The sequence below is a fragment of the Nocardia sp. NPDC051750 genome (assembly GCF_044453135.1).
Taxonomy (GTDB): domain Bacteria; phylum Actinomycetota; class Actinomycetes; order Mycobacteriales; family Mycobacteriaceae; genus Nocardia.
The window spans coordinates 635,187-648,201 of record NZ_JBITCK010000006.1 but is presented as its reverse complement, the minus strand read 5'-3'; the positions used below and the strand labels follow the sequence as shown (position 1 = coordinate 648,201).

At 61.8% G+C, this 13,015-nt stretch carries 11 protein-coding genes and 2 pseudogenes; 12 read left to right on the top strand and 1 reads right to left on the bottom strand.

Annotated features, from left to right (window positions below; all coding sequences use genetic code 11):
- Nucleotides 1-25 precede the first annotated feature (25 nt).
- From ACIA75_RS27785 to ACIA75_RS27775, 3 genes are all read left to right on the top strand, one after another.
- The gene (locus tag ACIA75_RS27785; RefSeq protein WP_397109043.1) at nucleotides 26-1,408 is read left to right on the top strand and encodes a hypothetical protein; all 1,383 of its coding nucleotides are present in this window, start codon (nucleotides 26-28) and stop codon (nucleotides 1,406-1,408) included.
- A gap of 93 nt (nucleotides 1,409-1,501) precedes the next feature.
- Nucleotides 1,502-2,374 (top strand): formyltetrahydrofolate deformylase, encoded by an 873-nt coding sequence (gene purU / locus ACIA75_RS27780; RefSeq protein ID WP_397109041.1) that lies wholly within the window; start codon nucleotides 1,502-1,504, stop codon nucleotides 2,372-2,374.
- A gap of 40 nt (nucleotides 2,375-2,414) precedes the next feature.
- Complete coding sequence (locus tag ACIA75_RS27775) at nucleotides 2,415-3,272, top strand: bifunctional 5,10-methylenetetrahydrofolate dehydrogenase/5,10-methenyltetrahydrofolate cyclohydrolase (protein WP_397109039.1); 858 nt, start codon at nucleotides 2,415-2,417, stop codon at nucleotides 3,270-3,272.
- Between the two features lie 53 nt (nucleotides 3,273-3,325).
- Here the strand turns inward: ACIA75_RS27775 and ACIA75_RS27770 are convergent.
- A pseudogene (locus tag ACIA75_RS27770) lies at nucleotides 3,326-3,643 on the bottom strand (transposase); the annotation flags it as partial.
- Nucleotides 3,644-3,898: 255 nt separating this feature from the next.
- Between ACIA75_RS27770 and ACIA75_RS27765 the strand changes: the two are divergent.
- The 9 genes and pseudogenes from ACIA75_RS27765 to ACIA75_RS27725 all read left to right on the top strand — a co-directional run bounded on the left by ACIA75_RS27765 (nucleotide 3,899) and on the right by ACIA75_RS27725 (nucleotide 13,011).
- Complete coding sequence (locus ACIA75_RS27765) at nucleotides 3,899-5,119, top strand: 12-oxophytodienoate reductase (protein WP_397109037.1); 1,221 nt, start codon at nucleotides 3,899-3,901, stop codon at nucleotides 5,117-5,119.
- Between the two features lie 51 nt (nucleotides 5,120-5,170).
- Nucleotides 5,171-6,877, top strand: a complete 1,707-nt coding sequence (locus ACIA75_RS27760) for an FAD-dependent oxidoreductase (RefSeq protein WP_397109035.1) — start codon at nucleotides 5,171-5,173, stop codon at nucleotides 6,875-6,877.
- A 168-nt stretch (nucleotides 6,878-7,045) separates the two neighbouring features.
- On the top strand, nucleotides 7,046-7,597 hold the full coding sequence (locus tag ACIA75_RS27755; RefSeq protein ID WP_397109033.1) for a winged helix-turn-helix transcriptional regulator: 552 nt from the start codon (nucleotides 7,046-7,048) through the stop codon (nucleotides 7,595-7,597).
- A 547-nt stretch (nucleotides 7,598-8,144) separates the two neighbouring features.
- A complete protein-coding gene (locus tag ACIA75_RS27750) occupies nucleotides 8,145-9,086 on the top strand; it encodes an SDR family oxidoreductase (protein ID WP_397109031.1) in 942 nt (313 codons plus the stop codon).
- On the top strand, nucleotides 9,083-9,463 hold the full coding sequence (locus ACIA75_RS27745; RefSeq protein WP_397109130.1) for a 2Fe-2S iron-sulfur cluster-binding protein: 381 nt from the start codon (nucleotides 9,083-9,085) through the stop codon (nucleotides 9,461-9,463). Before ACIA75_RS27750 ends, ACIA75_RS27745 begins: the two co-directional genes overlap by 4 nt.
- Nucleotides 9,441-10,312, top strand: a pseudogene (locus tag ACIA75_RS27740) (NAD(P)/FAD-dependent oxidoreductase); the annotation flags it as partial. The gene ACIA75_RS27745 and the pseudogene ACIA75_RS27740, both read left to right, overlap by 23 nt.
- Before the next feature lie 176 nt (nucleotides 10,313-10,488).
- Nucleotides 10,489-10,737 carry an oxidoreductase C-terminal domain-containing protein gene (locus tag ACIA75_RS27735; protein ID WP_397109030.1) on the top strand — a complete coding sequence of 83 codons (249 nt, stop codon included), beginning with the start codon at nucleotides 10,489-10,491 and terminating at the stop codon, nucleotides 10,735-10,737.
- Nucleotides 10,734-11,936, top strand: a complete 1,203-nt coding sequence (locus ACIA75_RS27730; protein ID WP_397109028.1) for a cytochrome P450 — start codon at nucleotides 10,734-10,736, stop codon at nucleotides 11,934-11,936. The genes ACIA75_RS27735 and ACIA75_RS27730 overlap by 4 nt, the downstream gene beginning before the upstream one ends.
- 880 nt (nucleotides 11,937-12,816) lie before the next feature.
- On the top strand, nucleotides 12,817-13,011 hold the full coding sequence (locus ACIA75_RS27725; RefSeq protein WP_397109021.1) for a ferredoxin: 195 nt from the start codon (nucleotides 12,817-12,819) through the stop codon (nucleotides 13,009-13,011).
- Nucleotides 13,012-13,015 lie beyond the last annotated feature (4 nt).

Sequence of the window (13,015 nt, the reverse complement as noted above, 5' to 3'; positions counted from 1 at the left end):
CCTGTTCTCTAGAGAGGTGTTTCACATGAGCGGTACCGACAATGCGGTTGGTTCGGAGGTTTCGGTCGCAGGCTTGACGGCAGCCATTCACGATGTTCCGGCATATCCGGAAATTCCCACCTACCTGAACATCCTTGGCAGCCTGCATATCTGGGAGGGAGATGGCTGGAAACAGGAGTCGATGTCGTGGAAGACGAGTTCCTACCTGGCATCGAACCTGAGCGGGTTGCCCGAGATCATCTTCAGTGGTCCGAATGCGCAGGAGTTCCTCTCACGGCTGAGTATCAACAATGTCTACAAATGGCCTGTAGGCACCTCGAAGCATCTGGTGATGCTCGACGAAAACGGCTACATTGCCAATCACGGTTTGACGGTGCGCCAGAACGAGGACACCTTCCGGCACTTCGCGGCGATGCCCTGGCCGGTCTACAAAGCGCCATCGCTGGGGCTGGACGTCGGCATTGCACTTCGTGACATTTTCCTGTTTCAGGTCGCCGGTCCGACCTCTCTCCAGGTCCTCGAGCGGCTTACCGGAAAGTCGCTGCGGGACCTGCAGTTCCTGGGTGTCGAGCAGATCACCGTCCCGGGGATCGAATCGGCCGACATCGAGCTTTCACGGATAGGTATGGCCGGAACTCTGGCATATGAGCTGCGTGGCCCGCTCGAGCATGGTCCGGCGGTATTCGACGCCGTTTACCAGGCCGGCAAGCACTTCGGGCTGAAGCGACTCGGGTGGCGCACATACGTGGTCAACCACACCGAAGGTGGATTTCCGCAGCAAGGATGCACGTTTCTGCCGGCCGCGTTCGCAGACCCCGAATTCGTCGGTCACCCGGTATTCGGTGCCACGCTGCCTCCTTCGCAGGTGGGGAACCCGCTGCCGGGCAGTATCGATCCGTGGAACCTCAGCGCTCGGCTGCGGACTCCATTCGAGGTGAACTGGGGCTGGATGGCGAAGTTCGATCATGAATTCATCGGCCGCGCCGCGCTGGAGGCGGAGGCCGCGGATCGCCGCCGTAAGACTGTGGTGCTGCGGTGGAACAAGGAAGACGTGCTCGATGTGTTCGCGTCGCAGTTCGAGCCCGGCGAGGAGTACAAGCACTTCGAGTTTCCCACCACGCCGCAATCGCCCGCCGGTGGTCACGCCGACCTGGTCACCAAGGACGGCAAACCGGTTGGTGTCTCCTCGGTAGCGGTGTACTCCTACTACTACCGTGAGATGCTCTCGCACTCCACGATCGACCTCGACCTGGCCGAGATCGGCACCGAGGTCATCGTTCATTGGGGTGACCACGGCGGACGGATAAAGCAGATCCGCGCCACTGTCGAGCGATTCCCCTACCTCGAGTTGGCCAGCAACAAAGATTTCGATCTCAGTGCTATTCCCTCCGGAGTCTTGGCCCAGTAGGCATCCGCCCGCCGCGAACCCGGTGCCCGGACCATCACCACAACGTTGAAACCGGGGGACTCGCAGGAGCGGCTCCCGAAAGGAACCATTGTCATGTCTTTGCCTGCTCACAATGCTGCTGACCTCGGACGATTGCTCGTCAAGGGAGCGGACGGACCGGGGATCGTGGCTTCGGTGTCGTCTACGCTCGCGCGGGTCGGCGCGAACATCGTGTCACTCGATCAGTACTCGACCGATCCGGTCGGTGGCCAGTTCTTCCAACGCACGACATTTCACCTGGACGATTTGGCGGGTCGGATGGACACGCTGAACAAAGAGCTCGAAGAGACACTGAGTCCGCTCGAACTGAGCTTCCGGTTGGTCGAGGCGCGGAAGCCCAAGCGTGTCGCGATCATGGTGTCGAAGGCGGATCACTGCCTGCTGGATCTGCTGTGGCGGCAACGCCATGGGGAGATACACATGCAAGTGGCCATGGTCCTCTCCAACCACCCGGACTTGGGCGACGATGTGCGAAGTTTCGGCATCCCTTTTGTCCACGTTCCAATCGCGAAGGATGGGAAGACTGCCGCCGAGCAGGAGCATCTGAAACTGTTCAAAGGGAACATCGACCTCCTGGTGCTGGCCCGGTACATGCAGATCATCTCGGGAGAGTTCCTCGACGAGCTGGGTGCGCCGGTGATCAACATTCATCATTCCTTCCTGCCGGCCTTCATCGGTGCCGGGCCGTACCAGAAGGCCAAGGACCGGGGCGTGAAACTGATCGGAGCGACCGCTCACTACGTGACCGAAGACCTCGACGAGGGCCCGATCATCGAGCAGGACGTCGTGCGGGTCTCCCACGTCCAGACCACGGCGGACCTCCAGCGGCGAGGCGCCGATGTCGAGCGTCAGGTCCTGTCGCGGGCTGTGGCATGGCACTGCCAGGACCGGGTGATCCGCGACGGAAATCAGACAATTGTCTTCTGACAGCGGTTACCGGATGTCAGCACAAATAAAGGAAGTGGATGTGACAGCTCAACTCCTGGACGGTCGCAGTGTGCCGGCGGCGAAGCTGGAGGAACTGGCCGCGGAGGTGTTGCAGTTCGTCCGAGTATGCGGTCGGCGGCTGGTGCTGGCGACAGTGCTCGTGGGCGATGATCCGGCCTCGCACACCTACGTGCGAATGAAGGTCAACCGCTGTCACCAGGTCGGAATAGAATCACGCCGCCTCGACCTCGATGCCGGGATCGGCACCGAGGAACTGTGCCGCGTCATCAGCGAGCTATCGGCCGATCCTGAGGTCGACGGCATCCTGCTGCAGCATCCAGTACCGGGCCACATCGATGAACGGGCGGCATTCGAAGCCATCGATCCCGGTAAGGACGTCGACGGAGTTACCTGGACCTCGTTCGCGGCCATGGCTTTCACCGAGGACGGGTTCGCCTCCGCGACACCGGGCGGAATCCTGGCGCTGCTCGACGCCTACGGTGTGCCGCTGGCCGGTCGCCATGCGGTGGTGATCGGCCGCAGCGCCATCTTGGGCAAACCGATGGGAATGCTGCTGCTGGGGCGCGATGCGACGGTGACCTATTGCCACTCGCGGACGGCAAACCTGCGCGAGCAGGTTCAACGAGCCGACGTTGTAGTGGCCGCGGCCGGCCGTCCGGGAAGTATCAAAGGCGAATGGGTCAAGCCGGGCGCGGTCGTGGTCGACGCGGGGTACGCCGACAACCAGGGCGATGTCGAGTTCGATACGGCCGCGATGCGCGCTTCTTTTATCACCCCGGTACCCGGTGGTGTGGGGCCGATGACGATCGCTACCCTGCTGACCCAGACCGTTCGCGCGGCCGAGCGGCAGACGGTTGCCTTCACCGCGGCCCAGTAGTGCTGCGGCCTCGATGATTTGCTGAAACTGCGCCGGAACGAACGGTTCCAGCCGATACCTGTGCGAACCACATACAGGATGCCTTCCAGCACGGCCCGGTCATCGGACCGTCGCCGGTCCGAGTAGCGGAAGCGTCTCTCCCACAGCGGAATCAACGACTCCAGCCTGGCCCATAGCTCTTCGGTCAGCACCTCATCGCCCACACCGAGATTGTCATGTAACTGCGGTGCACTGCAATCAACGCATTGCGGAATCTCACGTCCGGACTCATGCGCCAGCGCAAGCGGATGTCTGAATCGCAAGCCGGAATGGCTCGGTGCTGGGCGGGATAGGGCGTGGATGACGGGCGTATATAAGTCGTACCGAGTCATCTCTGGGGCACCGCCACAATGCCAGAATCTTCGAAAGATCATACGTTCGGCGCATAACAGATGGCGCGAGGATTCCTGGTGGTCGGGTCGGGCGGACAGCCGTGAGCTGGAATTTTCCTTCGTAAACGGTTGGTCTCGGATGGCTTCGCGGGCAATCTGCAGCGGCATTACGAACAAAAAAGTACCTAATTGTCCAGTGCGTGTGACGTAAGTAACGTAATCGGCATTCTCGGTTGGTTACTGAAAGGCATGCAAATGCAGACGGACTACAGCGAAGAAGGCGGACTGCAGATCGGAAGTCACGCAGATCCGCTCTTTTCGCCGCTACAGATCGGTTCGGCGACAATCCGAAATAGATTTCTGCTACCGGCGATGCAGCGCGGTTCGCGAAATTACAAGCCGACTATCGGTATGGCCGATACGTTGCGGCGGACCGCTGAACGGGGTCCAGGGGTGATAATTTCCGAAGGGGCTGCTCCTGATCATCCTGCGGGGTACTGGCAGCCCGCCTTCAGTATTCTGGGCCGTGACACCGTAGACGAATGGGGGCAGGTCGCCCGTGCGGTTCTCGATACGGGCGATGTAGTTTTTCTGATGCAGCTGTGGCATCCGGGCGCGCTGCGGCTCGTTGTCGAAGGTGTTCCGAACCCGTATCCGGATTACCCTGCTCTGAGCCCGTCAGGTTTGGTTCAAGAAGGCCGTGCCAACGGTGTCGCGATGACGAAGCAGGATCTCCAGGATACAAAGAATGCGTATGTCGAAAGTGCGCTCATCGCTCAGCGGCTCGGTGCGCATGGAATCGAACTGCACTGTGCCCACGGTTACCTCTTGGATTTGTTTCTCTGGCATGAGACCAATACGCGCAAGGATGAGTACGGCGGTGACACGCTGGTCGATCGAGCCTCGTATCCGGTCGAGATCATCAGTGCGATCCGGGCGGCAGCCGGACCGGAATTCATTATCTCGGTGCGGTTCTCGCAGTGGAAGGAGGTCGACTACGGTGCGAAAATCGCGCAGACACCGGACGAGCTGGGGCCGTTCATCGCGCGACTCGAACAGGTCGGCGCCGACGTCTTTCACGTATCGACCCGCAGGTTCGACGGGGTCGCGTGGCCGGACCTCGACCCTCGCCGGAGCCTTGCGTCCTGGGTGAAGACAATGACGGATCGACCGGTCGTCGCGATCGGTAGTGTCGGGCTGTCCACCGACCTTGCGAGTGATGTCTTCGACAATCAGGACCCGATCCTGCAGGTGGAGGATGACATCGTGCGCGTACGTCGTGGGTTGGCGGCCGGCGATTTCGACGTAATCGGTGTCGGGAGAGCGCAGATATCGAATCCTGACTTTGTCGACCGCGTACGTCACGCCGACTATTCGAACCTACGGGACTTCCGGAAGTATCGCGACCTGGCGGAGGCGTACGAAAGTTATTCGCACGAGGGCCAGCTTGTCGACCAGTCACGGAAAACCGACTAGCCGGGAAGGCGAGATCCGTGCTGGTGGACTGAAATGAAAGGCAAAGACAACGTGAACGAAGAAGTTCGAAAGTACTGGTGGATGGAAGGATTGTTCAATCCACCACCCCGGCCATCCGGGTTCGCGGTCACGGACCGCGATGAGTTCGATGTGATTGTCGTCGGCTCGGGAATGGCGGGTATGTGTACTGCCATCCTCGCTCACGACCGAGGTGCTGACGTCATCGTGCTGGAAGCGTCCGACGAGGTGGGCGGTACGACTTACAAGTCCGGCGGGGCAATGTGGATCCCCGACAACTCGGTGATGCGCAGCCTGGGAATCCGCGACGATCGCGATACCGTACTGCGTTACATCGTTCAGGTCGCGCTTCCCGAGCAGTACAACCCCGACGCCGAACGCTTCGGTGCGCAGGAGTGGCACTGGGAGGCCATTCAAGCCTTCTATGACCACGCCGCCACCGCGATCGATGCGCTCGTCGATGCCGGCGCGTTCCGGGTGACGACCTGGCCGTCCTTCACCGAACGTTACCCCGCGATCGTCAGCTACCACCCCGACCTCGACAACTCCATCCAGGGCTTCTACCGGCACCTAGGCCCCGCCCGTCCGGATGGAACCGCCGCGCCGGGCGCCGATCTCGTCGACCAACTCGGCGCCGCGGTCAAGCACCGGGGAATAGAACTACGCACCGGATACCGCGTGCAGAACCTGATCCAGGACGATACCGGTGCGGCCATCGGAGTGATCGCGGGGGACAAGACCATCTACGCGCGGCGCGGTGTGGTCTTCGCCAGTGGTGGATTCGCACATAATCAAGACCTGATCGAGCGCTATTGGCGCGGCCCGTTGTACAGCAGTTGCGCTGTCGCCACGGCCCAAGGAGATTTTGTATCCATTGCCCACGAGGCCGGCGCCGAACTTGCCCATATGCGAAACGGCTGGCTCTACGAAGATATCTTGGAAAAGGCTGCGCAGAATCGTGTGAACGAGGACAAGGGAATCCCGGTCCCTCCCGGAGACAGCATGATCTACGTCGACCGCAACGGGAATAGGATAGTCAACGAGAAACTCGTCTACCAAGATCGCAACCGGGTGATATGGGAGCGTGACGAAAGCGGTGACTATCCCAATCGCGTGCTGTTCATGGTCTACGACGACTACGTCGCCAACGATCCCAAACCCACCTTGTTTTGGGATATGTTCTCCCCGCCGAAGCCGTACATCATCGAAGGCCGAACCTGGGCGGAGCTCTCCGAGCGCATCGAGGAACGTCTGACCGCGCTCGCGCCGGTGATCGGTGACTTCCATCTGGCACCCGATTTCGCAGGGCAGCTCGGTAAAACTGTAGAGCGCTACAACGCGTTTGCCGAGACGGGCGTGGACGAAGACTTCCATCGGTGCGAAAATATGTCCGAGTACGACTGGCACGGTTCGGCGCGCCCCGGTAACGACAAAAACCCGGGAATGTTCCCCTTGGCCGGCGCCGGGCCATATTACTGTGTGCTGATCTGCGGGATGGTACTCGACACCAACGGAGGACCGAAGACCGACGCAGGCGGCCGGGTGCTGCGGTCGGACGGCTCCGCGATTCCCGGCCTGTACGGTGCGGGAAACTGTGTGGCGTCCATCGCGGGCGACGGATATCTGTCGTTGGGCAGCACGCTCGGACCCGCGGCGACCTTCGCCTTCCTTGCGGCCGAGAATGTTGCGCGGGAAGAGTCGCGTGATATCGCCGCAGCCCGTGCCGGTCGGGAGCGGTGAGCCGCTGACGACCGGCGTGGACCACGCAAGCCGAACCTACGGTCGGCCATCGGCGCCGTGTGTTGGTGTCAGTAATACTCACGATTTGTCAACATGCGGCGCTGATGCGTGGTAAGCACGAGATAGTTGTATCGAGTGTCGGTCCGGCTGGGCATGAGGAAGTGAAGAATGAACGCCGAGGATGCTATCGAACGGATCTCGGCCGTAAATCGAACGATGGCGAGAATCCGCGCTATCCTCGAACGAACGCCCACACTGTCCGAGGACTCAGAAGAACTGTTCGATTATTTGGTAGGGCAGCTCGTCGAATTCGATTGGGACCGTCGCGCTCCGGTGGTCGGCGTAACAAGCCATGTCGGCAACTACTGGCGGAATTGGCTACTGGTCATTCTTCGGGCTGGGTCGATGCGCCCGTCTACAATTCGGCGGCTACTCGAGGCGATGGATCCCTCGCGCCCGCTATCGCAACGAATGCTCACACAGAACCTTCGGATTCTGGAACGTGATGGACTACTCGAACGGGCTATCGTGGCCGACGTGCGCAAGCATGTCGAGTACAGCCTCACTCCATTGGGGCGCGATTTGTCGGACCTCGTCATACGCGTTATCGGCTGGGGGCACGCGAATACAGATCGGATCAACCGCGCCCGCGCCCGCTTCGACGCCAGCGAGGAGAACGTGGATCCAGGATCCCGTGCTGGGGATTCATGGCAAACATGAAGCGAGAAAGTTCCAGGATCTCGTTCAGACACTTTGGGTATTAATATGTGAAGAAATCAAAATCAGGACCGGCGCCGGTGTCGGTCGACATCGATTTTCGATGATGCGGTATCACACTTGTATCTGTGGTGCGAAATGGATTTTTCGAGCCTTGCGTGACATTTGTACCTTGTGTGACATTTGTATTCAGTTCTGTTGCAGAATTCGTCTTGGAACAGGCGTAGCCGGGGCAGTTCTGCTGGTGTCGCCGCGACCGGCAGGCGGCCCTGTGTATGGGTGAGGGGACGGGGCCGGACCGATGACTGTCGTCAGTTGACGGCGGATGTCGGGGACGGTGTTGCGGGCCCAGCCTGCGTGGGCTGCGGGTTTCGGGCGAGGAAGGTGAACCATCCCTGGTATCGCGAAGTTTCTTATGCGGCCGACGCATCGTATGCCCACATTTCTGAACCTTTACACCCGGGGAGATGAATCGCATGCTGCTTGCAGTCCAAGTGATGCCGGTCACGCAATCGTGGTCCGCGAATGGAAGTCGACAGGAGAACAGACTATGAGCCGGATTGTTATCAGCGGAGCCTCGGGCGACTTGGGACGCCGAGTAACCGCACTCCTGGCGAATGCGGATTCCCGCCACGAACTGACGCTCGTGACCCGAACTCCGGACAAGCTTGCACGGCGCACGCCCCATGAGGTCACGGTCCGGCACGGCGACTACGAGGATCCTGACTCCTTGGATTCCGCCTACGAGGGCGGCGATGTGCTGTTCTTGATCAGCGGGCTGAACCTCGGCCGGCGGATCCCCGAGCACCGCAATGCCATCGCCGCAGCACGTCGCGTGGGCATCCGCCATATCGTGTACACGTCGGTGGGTGGCGTGAATCCCGGCAATCCGGCACTCTCCGCGAAGGATCACTATCAGACAGAATTGGATCTCCGCGGTTCCGGAACAAATTACACCATTATGCGAAACTCTCTCTATTCCGAAATCGTCAGCAAAATTCTCGTGGCACCGGCTGCCGCGACCGGGGTGATAACGCAGGCCACCGGAACCGGTTTTCTGGCACCGGTAGCCAAGAACGACGTTGCCCGCTGTGCTGCTGCCTGCCTGCTGACGCCCGACCGGCATGCCGGGGCAGTCTACGAGATCACCGGTGCAGAACTGCTCGATTTCGACACCATCGCACGGATCGCCTCCTCTGTATACGGCGTACCGATAACGTACGAAGAAGTCACGGCCGACCAGCGATTGGCGTTCTTCGACTCCGTGGGCATTCCGCGGACCTACGACCCGAACATGCCTCCGAGCCCCGACGGACACATGTGGGCCAGTGACGAACTGGTTTCCGCGGAAGTTGCTGTGGCCGAGGGGTATCAGGCTGTCCTTTCTCACCACGTGAAATTGATAACCGGGCGCGAACCGGAATCGCTGCAATCTGTCATGGAACGGGTTAAGGACACGCGCTACGACGAGCTCGGCGCGGCGGTCTCCTGATCAGCGCGCATATTCCCGGCCGAGTCCGCCCGCCACCCACAGAGAGTACCCATGCCCAAATCATCTTCCATCACGCCGACGGCGCGACCGACATCGTCGAGACAGCGACCGGAGTAAGCGTCATGCAAACGGCCGTCCGCAACGGCATTGCCGGTGTCATCGGTGAATGCGGCGGGCAGGCGATGTGCGCCACCTGCCACGTCCTCGTTCACGCGCGGTACCTCGAGAGACTTCCGCCGATCGACGAGGACGAAGGCGAGATGCTGCAATGCACTGCCACCCCGCGCGACACCGAACGCAGCCGCTTGGGGTGTCAGCTGATGCTCGGCGCCGATCTCCAGGAGGTGGAAGTCGATGTCCCTGAATCCCAGATCTGAGAACGCCGACCGGCAGGTGGTGGTCGTTGGGGCGGGACATGCGGGGGTTGAGGTCGCCGATGCGTTACGGACAGGCGGACATCGCCGTCCCGTGACCATTGTCGGTGACGAGCCTGTTCCGCCGTATCAGCGCCCGCCGCTGTCGAAGGAGTTCCTTTCCCCTGGAACCGAGCCGAATGCGATGCCGCTGCGGGCTCCTCAGTATCTAGCCGATCACCGGATCGAGGTGCGCAGCGGTGTTACCGCGACCGCGCTGAACCGCCGAGCGCGAACCGTCCATCTCTCCGACAGCCGTGAACTGCCCTACGAAACGTTGGTTCTGGCCACTGGGCTGCGAACCGCACCGTCACAGCCCACGGAGCCGACCTTGCCGGCATACACACGCTGCGGACCCTGGCCGACGGCGAGTCGCTGTATTCGACGATGCGCCGCAGCCGGTCGATTCTGATCGTCGGCGCGGGATTCATCGGCCTGGAGGTCGCGGCGGCAGCCCGCAGTCAGGGCCTCGCCGTCACAATACTGGAATATGGGCACCGTGCCCTGGGGCGGGCGCTGTCTCCCGTGATGGCGGACCACCTCACCGCCGCGCACCGGCGGGCCGGCGTCGACATTCGTCTCGGCGAGGCAGTCGCCCGATTCCTCGGCGTCGACGACCACGTGGTCGGCGCGGTAGGCACCACCGGTGAGCGCTACCACGCCGATACCGTCCTGGTCGGTATCGGCGTGGTGCCCCGTGTCGAACTCGCCGCAGGGTCCGGGCTGCCGGTGTCCGACGGGATCGTCGTAGACGAGTGTTTGCGTACCGCCGACCCAGCGATCTACGCGATCGGGGACTGCGCCAACTATCCGAATATTCACGCGGGCGCCCGGACACGGGTGGAGTCCATCCAGAATGCTACTGACCAAGCCCGCCATGTAGCCTCGGCGATCCTCGGTCATGCCGCCGCCTATAATTCACTCCCCTGGTTCTGGAGCCGTCAGGGTGAATCAGGCTACAGATCGCAGGGCTTCGCCGACCTGACGATGTGCAGGTCATCCTCGGCGACCCCGGCACCGGCCAGTTCTCGGTCTGTTCCTATCGCCACGACCGTCTCGCTGCGGTCGAATCCCTCAACCGCCCCGCTGATCACGTCGCCGCCCGCCGCGTCTTGGCTGCGGGTCACTCACCCGACATCGGCCGGTTGGGCGATCCAGCGTTCAGCCTCAAGGCTTTCGCCGAGAGCAGCGAGATATTCCAACGAGAATCCGTACCTTCCTCGAGGAGCTCGTCATGACAACGCAGTCGGCATCCGCCATACCCACCGCGGACTGGGTCGATCCCGTCGCCATGCTCACCGACCCCTACCCCACTTACCGGCGACTGCTCGACGAGTCTCCGGTGGCCTGGGTCCCCGTGTTGAACCAGTATCTGGTGACCTCTCACCAGGCGTGCCGGGCCATCGACGCGGACCAGGAAACCTTCAGCGCGGACATCACCACCGGTACTACTGCCCAGATGGCCAGAGCGGTGGGCGCCCCACCGATGGTGAACAAGGATGATCCCGACCATGCGAGCGAGCGGAAACCTGTCAACCGGACGCTACGGCCGACCAGTATGCACGCCCATTGGGCACCGATCTTCGAGCGCAACGCCCGAACCTATCTCGAACTTCTCCGTGAGCAAGGACCCGACAAAGCCGACCTCAACCGTGACTACGCCGCTCCGGTCGCCTCACAGAACCTGATCTCCCTGCTGGGTTTCCAAGACATCGATGTAGACGTCATGCGCCGGTGGTCGAATACATTCGTCCAGGGAATCGGCAACATCTTCGACGATCCGGAACTCTGGCGGGGCTGCGACGAAGCCCGCTCCGAGGTTGACGCTCGCCTCGCCGAACTCGTGCCGTACTACCGGGCGCACCCGAACCAGAGCATGATCTCCGCATTCGCCAACTCAGGGATGTCGGAGACGCAGATCGCCGCGAACGTCAACCTTGTCATCTCCGGCGGCATCAACGAGCCGCAGCACGCGATTACGAGCACCGTCTGGGCGCTGGATCGCCATCCCGACCAACGCAACCGTGTGCTCGCCGATTCAGCCTTGTGGGCGGCCGTGTTCGACGAGACAGTCCGGTGGCTGTCCCCGATCGGCTACTATCCGCGGGAGACGACCTGTGACACCGTACTTCAGGACGTAGGACTGCCTGCCCGCACGATGGTCGGTGTCATGATCGCCGCCGCGAATCGGGACACGACGGTCTTCGACCGGGCCGACGAGTTCGATATCTCTCGTCCACGATATCCTCACCTGGCGTTCGGCGGCGGTGTGCACTTGTGCGCCGGTAACTGGGCCGCACGTATCGGCATCGGGGAGATCGCGGTTCCGCTGCTGTATAAGGAACTGCCTGGGCTGCGAGTCGATACGCGTCGTAAGGAGGCATGGAATGGCTGGGTCTTCCGTGGCCTCACCGCGCTGCCGGTGACTTGGGGCTGACACCATCCGGCCCAGGGTCTGCTCCACCGGGAAATCCGCAACGACCGATTCGGCGCCGGAGCGTAACGGCCGAGATGAGTAAGTGCGCATCTCAGCCCTGGTAATGGCGCCAATGCCGGGCGAACTCTTCGGACGGCAACGTGAGCTTGTACGCGAGTCGTTTTCTGCGAGGCGCCTTGTGGCACTGCTCGGACCGGGGAGTGGGCGAGACCGCACTGGCGGGCGGCGTTTTCCGCCACGCTCGACCGAGCCATCCGGGGAGGGCGGAAGCCGGCGATGGATGCGGGTGACGCCCGATTGCAGGCGCGGCATCGGGACTCGATCTCGGCGGCGCCCAAGCAGTCGCGGTGTCGAGCCACCACACGCTCAACCACTTTGCCGAGATTTTGGGTCGGATCGGGCGCACTGCCGGGATTGCTCCCGGTGGGTTTACCCAGCCCGCCCGTCGAACCCGGCCGTGCCCATTACTGCGCACTGGGCTCTCCACGAGATTATGCCGCTGGTGTAGGTGCGGGCAGTGCTGCCGGCCAGGGCGCAGGAATCGCTTTGCCCCGGTAGCGGTACCGCCGAGAGGTTAAACAGTTCGACTCCGTAGAAAGCGAACCGCATCATCTGGCAGTGCTGACACGTCCCGGCGTTGTCGTGGCTGCTTGCCGTCCTTCCCGGCACCGCCCAGGTGTCGACGTCGGTCGAAAGTATTCGGCCGGACGCGACACCAGGTCGAGCCGCAGTGAAAAGTGCGCGCGTGAGGCATACAAACTACGTATGGATGCCGAATCAAAATGATGTTTGTCGTATCGGAAGCTGAGTAGAAACATATGAGCAGGGGCATCGGTTCCAGCTCGGTCCGGTGTCATAGTCAAGAGACGAAGGAGTTTTCATGTCGATCGAGGTCAAAGTCGATTTCGACCGCTGCGATGCCAACGGCACCTGCGCCGCACTCATGCCGGAGGTCTTCGAGATCGGCAGCAATAGCCGGCTTGAACTGTTGACCACCACCGTTGACGACGAGTTCGAGGGCGCGCTGGAGGAAGCCATCCTCTGCTGCCCTGTCGGCGCGATCTCGCGAGGGTGAGCGC

Bases quoted from the DNA above. Each gene is read 5' to 3' on its own strand.
- ACIA75_RS27785 (WP_397109043.1), top strand. From the start codon at position 26: ATGAGCGGTACCGACAATGCGGTTGGTTCGGAGGTTTCGGTCGCAGGC.
- purU (WP_397109041.1), top strand. From the start codon at position 1,502: ATGTCTTTGCCTGCTCACAATGCTGCTGACCTCGGACGATTGCTCGTC.
- ACIA75_RS27765 (WP_397109037.1), top strand. From the start codon at position 3,899: ATGCAGACGGACTACAGCGAAGAAGGCGGACTGCAGATCGGAAGTCAC.
- ACIA75_RS27755 (WP_397109033.1), top strand. From the start codon at position 7,046: ATGAACGCCGAGGATGCTATCGAACGGATCTCGGCCGTAAATCGAACG.
- ACIA75_RS27750 (WP_397109031.1), top strand. From the start codon at position 8,145: ATGAGCCGGATTGTTATCAGCGGAGCCTCGGGCGACTTGGGACGCCGA.
- ACIA75_RS27730 (WP_397109028.1), top strand. From the start codon at position 10,734: ATGACAACGCAGTCGGCATCCGCCATACCCACCGCGGACTGGGTCGAT.
- ACIA75_RS27725 (WP_397109021.1), top strand. From the start codon at position 12,817: ATGTCGATCGAGGTCAAAGTCGATTTCGACCGCTGCGATGCCAACGGC.